16 protein-coding genes are annotated in these 16,748 nt (G+C 45.3%); 4 read left to right on the plus strand and 12 right to left on the minus strand.

The window, feature by feature from the left end; genetic code table 11:
- Window positions 1-46 precede the first annotated feature (46 nt).
- The 9 genes from mraY to bioB form a co-directional block, all read right to left on the minus strand.
- Window positions 47-1,216 carry a phospho-N-acetylmuramoyl-pentapeptide-transferase gene (gene mraY, locus ICE93_RS01055; protein WP_216184653.1) on the minus strand — a complete coding sequence of 390 codons (1,170 nt, stop codon included), beginning with the start codon at window positions 1,214-1,216 and terminating at the stop codon, window positions 47-49.
- On the minus strand, window positions 1,207-2,655 hold the full coding sequence (gene murF / locus ICE93_RS01060; protein ID WP_216184655.1) for a UDP-N-acetylmuramoyl-tripeptide--D-alanyl-D-alanine ligase: 1,449 nt from the start codon (window positions 2,653-2,655) through the stop codon (window positions 1,207-1,209). Before murF ends, mraY begins: the two co-directional genes overlap by 10 nt.
- Window positions 2,655-4,205: a UDP-N-acetylmuramoyl-L-alanyl-D-glutamate--2,6-diaminopimelate ligase gene (locus ICE93_RS01065; RefSeq protein WP_216184657.1), complete on the minus strand. Its 1,551-nt coding sequence runs from the start codon at window positions 4,203-4,205 to the stop codon at window positions 2,655-2,657. The genes murF and ICE93_RS01065 overlap by 1 nt, the downstream gene beginning before the upstream one ends.
- Complete coding sequence (locus ICE93_RS01070) at window positions 4,202-5,974, minus strand: penicillin-binding protein 2 (protein ID WP_216184659.1); 1,773 nt, start codon at window positions 5,972-5,974, stop codon at window positions 4,202-4,204. Before ICE93_RS01070 ends, ICE93_RS01065 begins: the two co-directional genes overlap by 4 nt.
- Window positions 5,971-6,237 carry a cell division protein FtsL gene (ftsL, locus tag ICE93_RS01075; RefSeq protein WP_216184662.1) on the minus strand — a complete coding sequence of 89 codons (267 nt, stop codon included), beginning with the start codon at window positions 6,235-6,237 and terminating at the stop codon, window positions 5,971-5,973. The genes ICE93_RS01070 and ftsL overlap by 4 nt, the downstream gene beginning before the upstream one ends.
- Complete coding sequence (gene rsmH, locus ICE93_RS01080; RefSeq protein WP_216184664.1) at window positions 6,234-7,184, minus strand: 16S rRNA (cytosine(1402)-N(4))-methyltransferase RsmH; 951 nt, start codon at window positions 7,182-7,184, stop codon at window positions 6,234-6,236. The genes ftsL and rsmH overlap by 4 nt, the downstream gene beginning before the upstream one ends.
- Before the next feature lie 12 nt (window positions 7,185-7,196).
- Window positions 7,197-7,625, minus strand: coding sequence for a division/cell wall cluster transcriptional repressor MraZ (gene mraZ, locus ICE93_RS01085; protein ID WP_216188189.1), 429 nt, complete (start codon window positions 7,623-7,625; stop codon window positions 7,197-7,199).
- Between the two features lie 302 nt (window positions 7,626-7,927).
- Window positions 7,928-8,557, minus strand: coding sequence for a 2-polyprenyl-3-methyl-6-methoxy-1,4-benzoquinone monooxygenase (coq7, locus tag ICE93_RS01090; protein ID WP_216861286.1), 630 nt, complete (start codon window positions 8,555-8,557; stop codon window positions 7,928-7,930).
- Window positions 8,558-8,569: 12 nt separating this feature from the next.
- Complete coding sequence (gene bioB, locus ICE93_RS01095; protein ID WP_216184667.1) at window positions 8,570-9,619, minus strand: biotin synthase BioB; 1,050 nt, start codon at window positions 9,617-9,619, stop codon at window positions 8,570-8,572.
- An 89-nt stretch (window positions 9,620-9,708) separates the two neighbouring features.
- Between bioB and bioA the strand changes: the two genes are divergently transcribed.
- From bioA to ICE93_RS01115, 4 genes are read left to right on the plus strand one after another with little or no spacing between them, the layout of a single operon-like run.
- Window positions 9,709-11,055: an adenosylmethionine--8-amino-7-oxononanoate transaminase gene (bioA, locus tag ICE93_RS01100; protein ID WP_216184669.1), complete on the plus strand. Its 1,347-nt coding sequence runs from the start codon at window positions 9,709-9,711 to the stop codon at window positions 11,053-11,055.
- Window positions 11,052-12,290 (plus strand): 8-amino-7-oxononanoate synthase, encoded by a 1,239-nt coding sequence (locus ICE93_RS01105; protein ID WP_216184672.1) that lies wholly within the window; start codon window positions 11,052-11,054, stop codon window positions 12,288-12,290. The genes bioA and ICE93_RS01105 overlap by 4 nt, the downstream gene beginning before the upstream one ends.
- Entirely contained in the window at window positions 12,283-13,002 is a 720-nt protein-coding gene (gene bioD, locus ICE93_RS01110; RefSeq protein ID WP_216184675.1) for a dethiobiotin synthase, read from the plus strand. The genes ICE93_RS01105 and bioD overlap by 8 nt, the downstream gene beginning before the upstream one ends.
- A gap of 56 nt (window positions 13,003-13,058) precedes the next feature.
- Window positions 13,059-14,255, plus strand: coding sequence for a M20 aminoacylase family protein (locus ICE93_RS01115; protein ID WP_216184677.1), 1,197 nt, complete (start codon window positions 13,059-13,061; stop codon window positions 14,253-14,255).
- 22 nt (window positions 14,256-14,277) lie between these two features.
- On the opposite strand, the gene ICE93_RS01120 is transcribed toward ICE93_RS01115, so the two are convergent.
- The 3 genes from ICE93_RS01120 to apaG all read right to left on the minus strand — a co-directional run bounded on the left by ICE93_RS01120 (window position 14,278) and on the right by apaG (window position 16,719).
- Entirely contained in the window at window positions 14,278-15,054 is a 777-nt protein-coding gene (locus ICE93_RS01120; RefSeq protein WP_216184680.1) for an enoyl-CoA hydratase, read from the minus strand.
- Window positions 15,055-15,080: 26 nt separating this feature from the next.
- Window positions 15,081-16,211, minus strand: a complete 1,131-nt coding sequence (locus ICE93_RS01125; RefSeq protein WP_216184682.1) for a murein transglycosylase A — start codon at window positions 16,209-16,211, stop codon at window positions 15,081-15,083.
- Window positions 16,212-16,344: 133 nt separating this feature from the next.
- Window positions 16,345-16,719 carry a Co2+/Mg2+ efflux protein ApaG gene (gene apaG, locus ICE93_RS01130; protein WP_216184684.1) on the minus strand — a complete coding sequence of 125 codons (375 nt, stop codon included), beginning with the start codon at window positions 16,717-16,719 and terminating at the stop codon, window positions 16,345-16,347.
- Window positions 16,720-16,748 lie beyond the last annotated feature (29 nt).

The following is a 16,748-nucleotide window of genomic DNA, read 5'->3' on the forward strand; positions in this document are numbered from 1 at the left end:
TGAATTAGCGAAGGTATTTTCTAAGATCAACATATTTGCTTTTGGATCACCGTAACTTCAAGCTAGATAAGCCAATTAAAACTAAGAGAATCGTGATGATCCAGAAGCGCACAACTACTTGCGTTTCTTTCCAACCACCTAATTCAAAATGATGATGCAATGGTGCCATTCGGAAAATACGACGGCCCTCGCCAAAATGTTTTTTGGTTACTTTGAACCAAAACACTTGCAACATGACTGAAAGGGTTTCGGCAACAAATATGCCACCCATCACAAACAACACAATTTCTTGGCGAACAATGACAGCAATAGTGCCGAGTGCTCCGCCTAAAGCTAGCGCACCTACATCACCCATAAATACTTGAGCTGGGTGGGTGTTGTACCAAAGGAATGCTAATCCTGCGCCGCCCATAGCGCCACAGAAAATCATTAACTCACCAGCACCAGGTATGTAAGGGAAGAGGAGGTACTTTGCATAGATTGCATTACCCATCACATAAGCAAAAGCACCTAATGCAGCACCTACCAGAATGACTGGCATGATGACTAAGCCATCAAGACCATCGGTTAAATTCACCGCATTACTACTTCCAACAATTACTAAGTAACTCAAAATAATGAAACCCATAATTCCCAATGGGTAGCTCACTTCCTTCATAAACGGTAATAGCAAGTTGGTTTTTGCTGGTAGGTCTAGAGCAAATCCGCTTCTGAGCCACTCATAGAACAATTGCAACACCTTGAGGTTATTGACCTCTGAAACAGAGAACGCAAGGTAGATGGCGGCAAACAAGCCAATCAAAGTTTGCCAAAAGAATTTTTCTTTCGATGCCATGCCTTTAGGATCTTTGTAGACGACCTTACGATAGTCATCGACCCAACCCACTAAACCAAAGCCAAAGGTCACAATCATCACAATCCAAATAAATCGATTGCTAAGATCCGCCCATAGCATGCATGAAATAAAGATGCCAATCAAAATCAAAACGCCACCCATTGTCGGCGTGCCTGATTTCACTAAATGCGTTTGCGGTCCGTCTGTTCTTACTGCTTGACCCATCTTTAGAGCAGTGAGTTTGCGAATAACCCAAGGTCCCGCAGCCAAACCGATTAACAATGCAGTCACCGTTGCCATCACCGCTCTAAAAGTGATGTAGTTAAACACTCGGAAAAATCCGAAATCATCCTGCAACCATTGCGCCAACATTAAGAGCATGTTTTAGCCTCCTCTAACAAGGCCTGCACTACACGCTCCATGCGCATAAATCGTGAACCTTTAACCAAAATATTTAAATGCTGATTGCTGCCACTGGACTGGGCATGAAGCGCATCTCTTAATTGCACAATTAGTGAATCTATATCCGCAAAATGTTTTGCCTGGGATGCAGTTGCAAGATCTTTACTAACTTCATTAAATCCTAGGAGTGCGAATTGGCATTGCTCGCCTAAGGCAAAGAGCTTGGTAACTCCCTGTTCAGCAGCATACGCACCAACTTCCCGATGAAACTCTGGACCTTGATTGCCAACTTCGCCCATATCACCCAAGATCAACCAAGATAAATTTCCTGATTGCTTTAAAGCATCAATAGCCGCTCTTACAGAATCAGGATTAGCGTTATAGCTATCATCAATAAGGGTTCGGTTGGAATCAATTGCCTTAGCTTGCATACGTCCATTGACTGGCGAGAAAGATTCGAGACCCTGCTTAATTTTTTCAAGACTTACACCAGCTGCAATCCCTACTGCACTTGCTGCTAGAGCATTGCGAACATTATGGCTACCCAAGGTATTTAGCTGAACCTCGATGCCGCCTTGTTCAGTTTTAATCTGCACTAAACCATTATTTAATAGGGTGCCAGTCACTGTGGCTGATGCCTTGGTCTGTACAGATGACAGAACAAAATCAATAACCTTGCGTCCTGCAGCAGCCTGGTGCCAAACATTTGCAAATTCTGAATCCGCCGGGAATACAGCGATGCCATCGCTTGGTAAAGCACGAATTGCATCGGAGTGCTCTTCAGCTACAGCAGCTACTGTTGCCATAAACTCTTGATGCTCACGCTGGGCGTTATTAATTAACGCAATATTAGCTTGAGCGATAGCAGCTAACTGTGCCGTTTCACCTGGATGATTCATACCAAGCTCAACAACTGCTAGACGATCAGTTGAACTTAGCTTTAAGAGGGTTAATGGCAAACCAATATCATTGTTCAAATTGCCTTTGGTTACCAGGGTGTGTTGTTCGCCAACGGCAGCCTTGAAAATAGAAGCAATCATTTCCTTAACGGTAGTCTTGCCATTACTACCCGTAACTAAAGCCAAAGGAATGGGATGATTAGCGCGCCATGCTTTGGCTAAATTTCCTAAACCAACACGTGTATTCGAAACACAAATTGCTGGCAAATCAGCCGGACATTTATCTTGACTACTAATTAGCGCAGCACCTGCGCCTGCTTTCGCAACATCAGATAAGAAGTCATGTGCATCAAAGCGCTCGCCAACCAAAGCTATAAATAATTCATTACGCTCTATTTGACGACTATCAGTACCCACTCGAGAAATGGCTAACTTCTGAGCAGCATCTTCGGAGACATTAATTAGCTTGCTTTTAGGCAGCATGGCATGTGCTTGAGCAAGCGTTGTCATGATGGACATTAAATTCCACCTCCGGCAGCCAAGCGAATATGTTCCTGATCAGAAAAATCAAATTTCTTGCCATTGATTTCTTGGGTCGTTTCATGACCCTTACCGGCCACCAAAACAATATCGCGAGCATTTGCATGTCGTACAGCAGCCATAATGGCGGCAGCACGATCGGCAATTATCTGAACATTTGTTGCATCATCTTTTAGGCCACTACGGATCATTTGCATGATGGCTTGCGGATCCTCTGAACGCGGATTATCGCTAGTAATCAAAATTTGATCGGCATAACGCTCTGCAACAGCACCCATCAACGATCGCTTTTCAGCATCTCTGTCACCGCCACAACCAAATACACACCAAATGCTTCCGCCACGCTGGTCTGCAATAGGTCGCAAAGCCTGCAAAGTTTTCTCTAAAGCATCTGGAGTATGTGCGTAATCGACAACCGCCAATAAACCCTCTGTTTTTTGAGGCTTGCCAATCTGAATTAGCTCCATGCGCCCAATCACCGGATTTAATTGACTTACTTTTTGCGAGGCAAGTTCACAGCTCATACCTTGAGTAAGCAATACTGCCCATACTGCCAGCGAATTACTTAAGTTAAATTCACCCAATAACGGGATGTGCAATTGAGCACTACCTACATTGCCATAAACAAAAGTGGAATCGTAGCCTGTACTACTCAACGCACTTTCCTTTGCATAAATACGGTGCAATCGGTCGCCAAATTTTTCAAAGCTCTCAAAGGCTGATGGCGATAAAGCATATGCCCAAACCTTCAAATCGTTTTTATTCAATAGATTCATTACTAACTCACGACCAAAAGCATCATCTAAATTAATGACCGCATGCTTAAGTCCGGACTGCTGAAATAACTTTGCTTTCACCTCAGCGTACTCGGCCATGCTGCCGTGATAATCTAAATGATCTTGCGTGAGATTGGTGAAGACCGCGCAATTTAACTCAGTACCAGCAATTCGATTTTGATCCAGTGCATGTGAAGATACTTCCATGACTACTTGCTTTGCACCTGCGCTGCGCAACTCTGCTAGCTGAGTTTGTAACTTTGGAGCATCTGGAGTTGTATAGCCAGTTTGAACCAAAGCACCTGGAAAGCCGGTTCCCAGAGTTCCTAAAACCGCAGTGCGATGATTGCTGGCATCTAAAGCCTGAGCAAGCCACTGAGTAATACTTGTTTTTCCATTAGTGCCAGTAACACCAATAATGCTCAAATCTTTGCTGGGATTCCCGTACCACTGAGAGCACAACCGACCCACCTCTGTAGCAAGATTTTCAACTGCGAAGCATTGTGGGTGATCAACAAATTGATTGTCCATACCCGCAGGATCAAACACCGCAGCTACTGCACCATTTTCTAAAGCAGCATGAATAAATTGACGTCCATCGCGAAATACATTGCCATGGCCTACAGGATAGGCAAAAAAGATATCGCCAGACTGAATCTGGCGACTATCCGCACACACTTTTGCGGAGGAATTCGCTAGTGTGTGTAAGTGGTCAATCAACTGATTGGTGTCTATTTTCAAGTCCACCCTCATCGTTTTAAAACCACATGTTGAGCTTGAGCATTTGCAGACTGAATCTCGTGTAGACTCTTGTCATGCAATACCATCTGCTTCACCTTGTTATCTGGCAATACATTTAAGGTATGTAGTGTTTCGCTCACAATGGTCGAGAAAACTGGTGCCGCGACATCACCACCATAGTGACTTCCACCGGTAGGCTCATCAATCATGACTGCAACCACAATACGTGGTGCACTAATGGGAGCAAGGCCTGCAAAGTAGGCGCGGTATTTGTTGCCATATCCTTTGCCAACTAACTTATGCGCCGTTCCAGTCTTGCCGCCTACACGAAAACCTTCAGCCTGAGCCTTAATAGCGGTACCTCCAGGCTCAGTAACTAACTCCATCATGGCGCGCATTTCTATTGCAGTTTTAGGAGAAAGAACTTTTGTGCCTGGCTTAAATTCTGGACTACGCTCAATCGTCAGCGGAACCAATTCACCGTCACGGGCAAAAACTGTGTAGGCACGAGCCACCTGAAACAAGGAAGCGGAAATGCCATAACCAAAGGCAATACGCGCCTGATCGGTAGGCATCCACTTTTTAAATGGGTGTACCGTTCCAGCTACAGCACCAGGAAAACCAATTTTTGGCGCTTGACCAAATCCAACTGCTGTATAGAAATCCCACATCTCTTCCGCAGAAAGACTATTCATTGCAATCTTTGCCGTTCCAATGTTGCTGGACTTTTGAATAATTTGCGAGACAGTTAAATTTTCATAAGGATGCGTATCGGTAATTGGCTTAGGACCAATTAAATATTTAGCGCCAATCACCATATTGGTATCAGGCTTGACCGCACCTTTTTCCAATGCAATTGCAATCGTTAACGGTTTCATTGTTGAGCCAGGCTCAAAGGTGTCCGTTAATACCCGATTACGTAATTGCTCACCAGTTAATACTCTACGATCATTCGGGTTGTAGCTTGGATAGTTTGCCAAAGCTAAAATCTCGCCCGTTTGTGTATCAAGCACTACTGCACCACCAGCTTTAGCGCGATGCTTTTCAACTGCATCTTTTACTGCGTTATAGGCGAGGAACTGAATCTTGCTATCAATCGAAAGATTCAAGTCCTTGCCATTTTGTGGCAACTGCAAAATAGCCATCTCATCAACAACGCGCCCAAGACGATCAACCACTACACGTCTCTGCCCTGGGTGTCCAGCAAGATCTTTCTCTCTCGAAAGCTCCATGCCCTCTTGGCCTTTATCGTTTACGTTCGTAAAGCCAACCACGTGTGCCATCGCCTCGCCTTCCGGATAAAAGCGACGATATTCATTATTTAAACCAATGCCTGGAATTTCTAATAGCTTAATTTGTTGCGCAACCGCTGGATCCACCTGACGCTTTAAGAAGATCTGCTTGCGCTCATCTTTTAATTTCTTGCGTAAATCAGATTCACTCATTCGCAAAAGACTTGCTAGCTTTTGCACTTTATCTGCTGCCAAATCATCAGGCACGGTGTCGTTGTAGGCGATAACAGATTTAGCCTCCAGACTAGTTGCAATAACTTGACCATTGCGATCTAAAATTTTTCCACGGCTTGCAGGCAACTCTAGCTCACGCTGAGTACCTCGCACACCTTTTGCTTCATAGAATGCATTACCTGGCCCCTGAATCCAAAATGCACGTAGCAAAAGCATCATGAAAACAAAGAATAAGAGGAATAGCATTAAACGCGACCGCCACATTGGCAGACGCAACACTAAATTAGGCGTAGTAGAAAAACCAACCGGCCTCATTTAGTCTCCCTCAGATACAAAGTGCGTTCAGGAGAAATTGGAGACATCCGCAATTGATTGCGCGCAACATCGCGAATACGTGCGGACTTCGAAAGATTACGTTGTTCATATTCAAGACGTAACCATTCTTGATTTAACTTGCGCTCTTCAATCTGTGCGCGTTCCTGCAGAATAAATAACTTGCGCGCACGCTGCTGTGCTGCCACTAAAGATAGGGCGCAAATTAATAACAATGCGAGCAAGGTCAATGTTGCACGATTCATGCAACCACCCCCATACGTTTTTCAGCGACACGCATAATTGCTGATCGTGCTCGAGGATTTTCAGATACCTCTGCATCACTGGGTTTAACCCGACTAATGATTTCAAGCGCGCTTTGCGGCAAATCTTTTTCGCGCACAGGCAAGCCACGAGGCACCTCTACTTTGGCATGCGCTTGCATAAACTTCTTAACGATGCGATCTTCAAGGGAGTGAAAACTAATCACTGCTAGTCTTGCGCCAGGCTTTAATAATTTCAATGCTGCTCTTAAACCGAGCTCCAAATCTTCTAGCTCACGATTGATAAAAATGCGCAGAGCTTGAAATGTTCTAGTTGCTGGATCTTGACCTACTTCACGTGTGCGTACAACACTTGCTACAAGACTAGCTAAATCGGTTGTAGTTTTTGGAGACAAGCCTTCTTCGCGCTTGGCCACAATGGCCTTAGCAATCTGAAATGCAAAGCGTTCTTCTCCATAAGTCTTAATCACGTGTGTGATTTCCTCTAGCGGTGCTTGCTCCAACCACTCTGCTGCAGTTAATCCATGGTCGGTATTCATGCGCATATCGAGTGGACCTTCGCGTCGAAAAGAAAATCCCCGATGCGCCTCGTCCACTTGCGGCGAGCTGATTCCCAAGTCCAACAAAATTCCATCGACCGATTCCGCTTCCGCGTACTGATCCATCTGCGCAAAACTGTCGTGCACAATTTTCAAGCGCGGATCGTTGATTTGCTGCGCTACTGCGATCGCATCTAAATCTTTGTCGAAAGAAATCATACGTGCCGATGGATTCAATTCTTTGAGTAGCGCTTGAGTATGACCGCCGCGCCCGAAGGTTCCATCGATTACCAAAATTTGCTTTGCTGAATTTTGATTTTGAATCAGTGGGCAGCCAACTAGCGCCGTCACCGCCTCGGCCAGCAACACTGGGCGATGAGATATGTTCATAGCACCCTGTCATCAAAAATTAAATTGCTTGAGTACTTCAGGCATGCCTTGCGCAATTGCAGCCTGTTCTTTTGCAGCGTATGTTGCTGCATCCCACAATTCCAAGTGACTGCCCATGCCGAGCAAAATCACTTCTTTTTCTATTCCAGCTGCTGCGCGCAATTCTGGACTGACCAATACGCGACCAGCACTATCTAAGTCCATTTCCGCTGCGTTACCCAAGAAGATGCGACGCCACCAATGAGCATCCATCGGAAGCTGCGCAACTCGCGCTCTAAAGGTTTCCCACTCAGGTCTAGGGAAAAGAAGTAGGCAGCCATCGGGGTGTTTTGTGAGCGTGATTCGGCCCTCGCCTTGTACCAACAAGGCGTCACGATGCTTCGCCGGCACAGACATGCGGCCTTTTGCATCTAAATTGAGAGCTGACGCACCTTGAAACACCATTTACCCCACTTTTTCACACTTCTTCCCACTTTAGAGGATCGCACTAAGAGGGTCAAGTGTTTTTGGGAGTTTTTTTAGGAATTTCTCTAGTGTTTACAAACACTTAGCGTCGTGTGTTCAGAAAATGGTGTTAGTAAAATAGCTACTTGAAACAATGGCTTGGAAAATATACTTAAGAATAAATCTTAGCTATTGGGCTAGATAATCCCAAAATATACTGTATTTATAAACAGTAATATCAAAAAAATATATCAAAATTAATCAGAAATTAATTTTCAAGAGTTAATCGTATTTCTGTTTTAAATTTTGTAAGCAGTAGTGGTCATTAACTTAGACATTGCCTGCATTATTTTCTGAACAGGTTCTGGCAAATTTGCACCGCCTGCATTTTTTGCGGCCTGTCCATGAGCAATCTCATCAATACGCATTTGATCAACAATTGCACGTGAACGTTGATCCTCTTGAGGCAATTTTTCGAGATGACTTTCTAAGTGATTCTCAACTTGTTTCTCTGTTTCAGCAACAAATCCTAAACTCCACTTATCGCCCGCTAAGCCTGCTGCCATGCCGATCGCAAAGGATCCCGCATACCAAAGAGGATTGAGATAACTAGTATGTGATCCAAGCTCTTGTAGGCGAGTTTCACACCACGCCAGGTGATCCATTTCTTCGCGGCCAGAGTGATCTAACATCTCTTGAATATCTGAATTTCGAGCGACTAATTTTTGCGATTGATACAACGCTTGCGCACAAACTTCACCAACGTGATTTATGCGCATGAGTCCAGCAGCATGTTTTCGTTCGGCAGCATCCAGACCGGAATGATTCGCAAAATCTGACCCCGGGGTTGGTCTTTGAGCATTGGCACCCCCAACTATCGACCGAAGGGCAGTATCAAACTCCAGAATGAGGCGATCTATCGGGGACATTCGCGACAAAAGTTAGATTAAAACCTCTGCTTTACTGCTCTGTTTAGTCTTGAGGCCAAGCTCAGCCAAGAGCGTGCGGTCTTGTTCTGCCTCAGGATTACCGGTAGTGAGCAGTTGCTCACCATAGAAAATTGAGTTAGCGCCAGCCAAGAAACACATTGCCTGGACTGCTCTACCGAGCTCTTGACGACCAGCCGACAAACGCACACGAGCTTTAGGCATCGTGATCCTAGCAACGGCAATGGTTCGAACAAACTCAAGTGGATCTAATGGCTTTTGATCCGCTAAAGGTGTGCCAGCCACCGGCACCAAATGATTAATGGGTACTGATTCTGGATATGGACTCAGATTAGCTAAGCGCGCCAGAAAGGCAGCTCGCTGCTCCCTCGATTCGCCCATGCCTACGATTCCGCCACAACAAACGGACATACCGGCAGCGCGGACATTCGAAATCGTATCCAAACGATCCTGGTAACCACGGGTAGAAATCACTGAGCGGTAAAAATCTTCGCTGGTATCTAAATTATGGTTATAGAAGTCCAGGCCAGCCTCTTGGAGGGCCTGAGCTTGATCAGCTTCCAGCATGCCCAAGGTAGCACAGGTTTCAAGGCCTAAGGCCTTTACACCCTTAATCATGGCGGTCACTTTTTCAATATCGCGATCCTTGGGCTCACGCCAAGCAGCACCCATACAGAAACGGTTAGATCCAGCCGCTTTAGCCGCTTTAGCAGCCTCCAAAACCTCTTCCAAGCCCATTAACTTCTCGGCCTTAACGTCAGTGTCATAACGCGCCGCTTGTGGGCAATAGCCGCAGTCTTCAGGACAGCCGCCCGTCTTAATTGACAATAAGGTAGCCAATTCCACATCACCCTCAGGGAAATAAGCCTTGTGGATCTCTTGGGCTTTTAGCATCAATTCATTAAAAGGAAGTGCAAATAAGGCCTCAATTTCAGCCACCGACCACTTTCCAGATGCTGTAATCTCGGCATTTACACCTTGATGCAATTCAGCCTTCGATTTGAACTGGGTTAGAGGTTTTTCAACGGTTTGAGTGTCCTGCATGGGCAAATTCCAGAAATTAGGTAGATTCAAGACATAAACATAACAGATACAGGCCTGAAGTTGCGAAAACTAGTGGTCAAATACCGAACATGAAGGTTATTTCTGATTTAAATCAAGCTGCACTCGTTGATCGCAGCCTAGCCGCTGTTTGGCACCCCTGCACTCAAATGAAGCAGCATGAGTCTTTTCCGTTAGTTGCAATTACAAAAGGTAAAGGTGCTTGGCTCTATGACGAAAACGGAAATGCCCTACTGGATGCCATTAGTTCTTGGTGGACTAATTTATTTGGCCATTCCAATCCACACATCAATCAAGCAATCATTCGGCAGCTAGACAAAATTGAGCATGTGATGCTCGCAGGATTTACGCATCCACCAGTAGTTGAATTATCTGAAAAACTTTCAGCACTAACAAAACATCATTTAGGTCACGTCTTTTATGCATCCGATGGCGCATCTGCTGTTGAGATTGCACTAAAGATGAGTCATCACTATTGGCAGCTCAATAACAAACCACAAAAGAAAAAATTTGTTTGTGTTGAGAATGGTTATCACGGAGAAACGCTAGGCGCCTTAGCAGTTACTGATGTAGCTATTTTCAGAGAAGCTTACGGGTCGCTACTACAAGATGTCTACACAGTCACATCCCCTGATGCGCGCAAAGCAAAAGTTGGCGAGACCCCTGAAGATGCGGCAAAACAGGCAGCCATACAACTTGAAAAATTATTTGCAAAAGAGCATCAACAGATAGCCGCCATTATTGTCGAACCCTTAGTGCAATGCGCCGGACAAATGGCTATGCACTCTCCAGAATATCTACGCCTAGTCAGAGAGCTATGCAATCGCTATGAAGTGCATCTGATTGCAGATGAGATTGCTGTTGGCTGTGGGCGGAGCGGTAAGTTCTTCGCCTGTGAACATGCTGATATCTGGCCAGACTTCTTAACGCTCTCCAAGGGAATTAGTGGCGGTTACTTGCCACTATCTCTGTGCCTTACTACCAATCAGATTTACCAAGCGTTTTATGGTGACCAAACATCACAAGGGTTTTTACACTCCCACTCATACACTGGCAATCCGCTAGCATGCGCTGCAGCTTTAGCTTGTCTTGAGATTTTCGAATCTGAAAACGTACTAGAAAAAAACATTGAGCGCTCGCAAGATCTAGCAAACGCATTTGCCTGGGCAAAGACCGACCCTCGAATTGAGCATTGGCGTCAACAGGGAATGATTTTGGCATTTGACATTAAAAATGACTGCCTCAAAGATCCTAAAACTTTTGCACGCAGCATGTTTGCCAATAGCTTAGAAAAAGGCGTATTAATTAGACCAATTGGCAATACGATTTATGTAATGCCCCCCTATATTCTGTCGTCGGAAGAAATGGTGCAATTAGGCAAAGCAGTACAGCTTGCCCTCAATAAGACATTGGTATGACGAACGCATTTAATGCCCTTAATTTAGCTCAAGAACAAATTGCAGATTTGGATTTGCAATTACTAAAGCGAAAACTCAGAGCGACTGAATCTCCATGCGATACCAAAGCAATAGTTAATGGGCGTGAATTAAAGGCTTTCTGCAGCAATGACTATCTAGGTCTGGCAAATCATCCCGATCTCGTTCAAGCTCTTGCCGAAGGTGCTACCCAGTATGGCGTTGGTAGCGGCGCATCTCATCTCATCAGCGGCCACAGCATGGCGCATGAAATTCTTGAAAGTAAATTGGCAGATTTTCAGAAGCAATATATTCCAGATGCACGTGCACTCTTTTTTAGTACCGGATACCTTGCTAATCTGACAGCGATTACAGCCTTTGCAAGACTTGCGCCGCGTGGAACCACCAGCATCTATTCAGCAAAGTTAAACCATGCGTCTTTGATTGATGGTGTTCGCCTAGCAAGTGCGCAAACCAATGCGCTTGTTCGCTTGTTTAATCATGAAGATACCAATTCATTAAGTGAATTACTAAAGGCTGATCAAAACCCACTTAAGATAATCGTCACGGATGGCGTCTTTAGCATGGATGGTGATCTTGCTCCCGTTAAGCGATTATTAGAAATTGCAAATCAATATGATGCATTGCTATTGGTGGATGATGCCCATGGCTTTGGGGTTCTGGGCAAGCACGGTCACGGAATATTGGAGCAAGAAAATATCTCGTCAGATCGCATCGTGTATATCGGCACGCTTGGGAAGGCTGCAGGTGTTAGTGGTGCTTTTGTTTGTGCGCATGCAACCCTGATTGAGTGGCTTATCCAAAAAGGTCGCCCCTTTATATACAGTACTGCTACTCCACCAGCAATTGCACACACACTCTCAAAGAGCCTAGACATCATCGAGGGCGATGAGGGAAGCAATCGCCGTACCCAACTCAATAAACTCATTTGCATTTGGCAAGATGAAATGCATTTTGCTCAGTGGGAAAAGGTTCCCTCTTGCACCGCCATTCAGCCTGTTATTTTGGGCGGCAATGCTAATGCTTTGCTAGCCGCTAAGTTGCTAGATGAGGCAGGCTATTGGATTCCAGCCATTCGTCCACCGACCGTACCCATTGGGAGTGCGCGATTGAGAATTACCTTCTCAGCAAATCATAGTGAGGCAGATTTACGTCAGCTAATTGCTACCTTAAAAACCATTGAGCAAATAGCAATCCAAAATACATCCCATGAATAAGTCGACTGGATTTTTTGTAACTGGCACCAATACCGAAGTTGGAAAAACTTTGGTCAGCGGCGCACTCATTGTGAAATTGCGCGAACAGAAAATAAACGTCATTGGCTTTAAACCCGTTGTTGCTGGCACCTACAAAGATACAAGTGGTATCACCCTCAATGAAGACTTAGAAACACTACGCATTGCATCTGACTTAGGTCATAACGAATTGAGCCTATGCCCTTATGTACTGGATCAACCAGCTGCCCCTCACATAGTAGCGGCACAGCAAGGGCTAAAGCTTGAAATGAGCGTGATGACTAACGCTTTTAAAGATATTCAAAAGTATGCTGCCTGTGTTGTGGTTGAGGGTGCTGGCGGCTTACTAATACCTATAAATAAAGATGAAGATTTAGGTGGGTTTGCAAAGAAGATTGATTTGCCAATTATTCTTGTTGTGGGTATGAAATTAGGCTGCCTTAATCACGCCCTGCTTACGTATGAAGCAATCAAAGTACGAAATTTAAAGATTACCGGATGGATTGCCAACACCCTTGCGGAGGAGATGCCACTTCTGCAGGAAAACCTCCAGACCCTGCAAGCCAGAATTGAAGCTCCATTTTTAGGCCTTATCCCGTCACTGCCAAATGAGCTACAAAAAACTACTGATAGCCCATATTCAGTTGAGGCTTTGCATTTTGCTGCAAAGCACATTCAATTACCCAATCAATAATCAGCGTTAATTGTTTCCTAGAGACATATCAAAAGACTTTCGGATAAGATGAAGGGATGCATTTACTTCCAGAAATTACCGAATCCGCAGAAGCCATTCAAGAAATTCGACGCAATATTCATGCACACCCTGAATTGCGTTTCGAAGAGAACCGTACGTCTGATTTAGTCGCAGAGGCACTTTCTAGCTGGGGCATTACCGTTTACCGCGGGATGGGGAAAACTGGAGTAGTCGGTCGCTTAGATGGCGACTTAGGGCCCGGCAAGATGATTGGTCTACGCGCTGATATGGATGCACTGCCATTACAAGAGCACAATAACTTTGCGCATGCCTCAAAAAATCCCGGGAAAATGCATGCATGTGGTCATGATGGTCACACTGCCATGCTCCTTGGTGCTGCACAGTATTTATCAAATCATCGTGACTTCAAAGGTACGGTGATTTTTATTTTCCAGCCCGCCGAAGAAGGTGGTGCGGGCGCAAATGAAATGATCAAAGATGGGCTCTTCAAAGAATTCCCATGTGATGCTGTATTTGGTTTACACAATTGGCCAGGCTTGGCAGAAGGTCACTTTGGCGTAACGCCTGGACCGATGATGGCATCTAGCAATACTTTCGAAATCACCATCACAGGCAAAGGTGGTCACGCTGCTCTTCCTCACAACAGCGCAGATCCCGTATTTACTGGCGCACAAGTTGTGCTTGCATTGCAAAGCATCATCACAAGAAATAAGCGTCCTGTTGACGCCGCTGTTTTATCAATTACGCAATTTCATGCGGGTGAAACTAGCAATGTCATCCCAGATAGCGCCTTCATTGGTGGCACGGTACGCACATTTACATTGGACGTCTTAGATCTCATTGAACAACGCCTACGAGAAATCGCACACAGTGTTGCGAGCGCGTTCGATTGCCAAGCAGAAATCACATTTGCTAGAAATTACCCGCCACTGATTAATCACGCCAACGAAGTGGAATTTGCCACTGAGGTCATGAGTGAATTGGTTGGCAAGCAAAATGTAAACGCTTCAATTGACCCTACGATGGGCGCAGAAGACTTTGCGTTTATGTTGTTGGAAAAGCCAGGTTGCTATGTTTTCCTTGGAAATGGCGACGGTGATCATCGCTCCGTAGGTCATGGCATGGGTCCCTGCCACCTACATAATCCTTCATACGACTTTAATGATTCTTTGATTCCAGTTGGCGTGAGCTATTGGGTCAAACTAGCTCAACGCTTCCTAGAAAAAAACTAAATTCTTTTTTGATTTTCTGTAATTAAGAGTTGGTAAATTTAGCTGGGCGCTTTTCCATGAATGCGGCCATACCCTCTTTCTGATCATTTGTTGCGAAACATGCATGAAAGAGACGGCGCTCAAAATGAATACCTTCAGACAATGTAGTCTCATAGGCTGTGTTAATACTTTCTTTCACCATCATCGCAGTCAACAAAGGCATGTCTGCAATTCCTTTAGCAATTACTTTTACCTCTTTCAATAAATCTGCTTGCGGGAAAATTCTAGCGACCAAACCAGAGCGCTCAGCTTCGGCAGCATCCATCATGCGGCCTGTCAAAGCTAAATCCATAGCTTTTGCTTTCGATACTGCACGTGGCAAACGTTGTGTACCGCCAGCGCCAGGAATGATGCCTAGTTTCACTTCTGGTTGAGCAAACTTCGCGTTATCCGCAGCCATTATGGTGTCGCACATCATGGCGAGCTCACAGCCACCGCCGAGCGCATAGCCGGATACGGCAGCGATTACAGGCTTACGGACTTTTTTAATTTCTTCCCAATTGCGGGTAATAAAGTCACCGCGATAAACATCTTTTAATCCATACTTCGCCATGGATGCGATATCCGCTCCAGCAGCAAATGCCTTTTCACTGCCAGTAACAATCATGCAACCGATATTGTCATCTGCATCAAAAGCCAATAATGCAGCGCCAAGTTCTTCCATCAATTGGTCATTTAAGGCGTTCAATACTTCAGGGCGATTCAAAGTGATCGTTGCAACCTTGCCATCCACTTCAGTCAAAATTGTTTTGTAGCTCATTTATTTCTTTCAGTAGTAAGAATTCATTAACGTGGAAGTAACAGCCACATCCTGCCGTTTTGTTTCATGCGACCTGCCATCTCTCCAGCAGAATCCCCTGATCCCCAATAGTAGTCTGCCCTGACGCCGCCCACAATGGCTTTACCAGTATCTTGCGCCATTACCAGCTTTTGCAAAGGCTGATTACTCAACGGCTTCGTTGTAGCTAAAAATACTGGCGCGCCCAAAGGTAAAGCCTGCAAATCAACAGCAATGCTGCGCTCACCAGTAAGCGGAACACCTAATGCTCCGTTGGGACCTAAATCTGCTGCCACATTACCAGGCAACTCTTTAAAGAAAACAAAACGCGGGTTAGCATTTAGCATTTCGTTAACTCGATCAGGATTACGTTTAGCCCATTGCGAAATGCCTTGCATCGTTGCCTCGCTACGCGTAATTTCTTTACGATCTAATAACCATTGCGCAAATGATTTGAATGGCTGATCGTTGGTTCCAGCAAAACCAAGACGCAGGATGCGCCCATCTTCCAGGCGAATTTTTCCAGAGCCCTGAATTTGCATGGAGGCGGCTGCTACAGGATCTTGTACCCACGCAATTTCGGATCCCTTTAAAACCCCAGAACTCATAAGCTCTGCACGAGTGGGCCCAGGATTCGGTTTTGATTTACGCCACGCGCTTGGGTAGCCATAGAGCGGTACATTGTATGTACTAGTGCGAGTGAGTGAACCATTCATGACTGGCTCGTAATAGCCAGTAATTAAACCCGTGTCACTTCCAGAGCTTGTGCGAATTTCATAAACTTGAAAATTACTTTCAAAATATTTACGAACGGCCTGTGTGTCACGACCTGAAACACTACTCGCTTGAGCGCACACTTGACGCCAATTTACTTCGCTACTTTTCTTGCGTAAAGCATCACAGCTTTTTAACCATGCAGGCCATGCTTGAGATAAATCATCCTCTTGCCATCCAGGTAGCACCTGCCAAGAGACAGCACTAAAACTTGCAATAGAAGAGCTGTAACCTGGTGACGAGGCACCAGAGCCGCTTGAGCGATATCCCGTGCCGCGAGTGGGGGGAGTGGAACATCCCGCAATCAAGCTAACGACCAATATTGCGAATACACTTAATGAAACATATTTAAATTTAGAAATCATGATTGCCAATTTACTCGATGAATACCCAATGCTACTGTTTATCTTTGAGGGCGCCGTTGCCTTAGGACTATTGTTGTTTATTGTCCTCTGGACAGGCAAAGGCAAAAAATAGTCTCTGTGACCCCGCCTTGCGCTAGTGCAAGGTACGGGGCATCACCAGGGCAAACTCAGGAATAGGGGCCTGAAAGAACTGGGCATCCTCAGTCACACAGAAGTACTCCCCACGCATTGTCCCTGCAGGAGTGGGCAAAGTAGCCCAACTGGTATATTCAAAATGCTCCCCAGAGCGCAAAAGCGGCTGTTGACCTACAACCCCCAGGCCACGGACCTCCTGGACGTCGTTATCCCCATCTGTAATAAACCAATGACGTGCTATCAGCTGAATACTGGCCGTGCCCGTATTTCGTATGGTGACGGTGTAAGCAAAGGCAAATTGACGGTTATCAGGGTCAGATTGCTCTGGAAGATACTGGGCTTTGACCGTTATGCTGATTTCGTGGGGATTCATGGTCGAATTCTGCTCCATCCTAAGATCAA

The sequence above is a fragment of the Polynucleobacter sp. MWH-HuK1 genome (assembly GCF_018881815.1).
Classification (GTDB): Bacteria; Pseudomonadota; Gammaproteobacteria; order Burkholderiales; family Burkholderiaceae; genus Polynucleobacter.

Excerpts from the sequence above, each read along its gene's own strand:
- bioD (WP_216184675.1), top strand. The coding sequence starts at position 12,283 with ATGAATAAGTCGACTGGATTTTTTGTAACTGGCACCAATACCGAAGTT.
- ftsL (WP_216184662.1), bottom strand. The coding sequence starts at position 6,237 with ATGAATCGTGCAACATTGACCTTGCTCGCATTGTTATTAATTTGCGCC.
- ICE93_RS01070 (WP_216184659.1), bottom strand. The coding sequence starts at position 5,974 with ATGAGGCCGGTTGGTTTTTCTACTACGCCTAATTTAGTGTTGCGTCTG.
- rsmH (WP_216184664.1), bottom strand. The coding sequence starts at position 7,184 with ATGAACATATCTCATCGCCCAGTGTTGCTGGCCGAGGCGGTGACGGCG.
- murF (WP_216184655.1), bottom strand. The coding sequence starts at position 2,655 with ATGTCCATCATGACAACGCTTGCTCAAGCACATGCCATGCTGCCTAAA.
- mraY (WP_216184653.1), bottom strand. The coding sequence starts at position 1,216 with ATGCTCTTAATGTTGGCGCAATGGTTGCAGGATGATTTCGGATTTTTC.
- coq7 (WP_216861286.1), bottom strand. The coding sequence starts at position 8,557 with ATGTCCCCGATAGATCGCCTCATTCTGGAGTTTGATACTGCCCTTCGG.
- ICE93_RS01065 (WP_216184657.1), bottom strand. The coding sequence starts at position 4,205 with ATGAGGGTGGACTTGAAAATAGACACCAATCAGTTGATTGACCACTTA.
- apaG (WP_216184684.1), bottom strand. The coding sequence starts at position 16,719 with ATGAATCCCCACGAAATCAGCATAACGGTCAAAGCCCAGTATCTTCCA.
- bioA (WP_216184669.1), top strand. The coding sequence starts at position 9,709 with ATGAAGGTTATTTCTGATTTAAATCAAGCTGCACTCGTTGATCGCAGC.
- ICE93_RS01105 (WP_216184672.1), top strand. The coding sequence starts at position 11,052 with ATGACGAACGCATTTAATGCCCTTAATTTAGCTCAAGAACAAATTGCA.
- ICE93_RS01120 (WP_216184680.1), bottom strand. The coding sequence starts at position 15,054 with ATGAGCTACAAAACAATTTTGACTGAAGTGGATGGCAAGGTTGCAACG.
- ICE93_RS01115 (WP_216184677.1), top strand. The coding sequence starts at position 13,059 with ATGCATTTACTTCCAGAAATTACCGAATCCGCAGAAGCCATTCAAGAA.
- ICE93_RS01125 (WP_216184682.1), bottom strand. The coding sequence starts at position 16,211 with ATGATTTCTAAATTTAAATATGTTTCATTAAGTGTATTCGCAATATTG.
- bioB (WP_216184667.1), bottom strand. The coding sequence starts at position 9,619 with ATGCAGGACACTCAAACCGTTGAAAAACCTCTAACCCAGTTCAAATCG.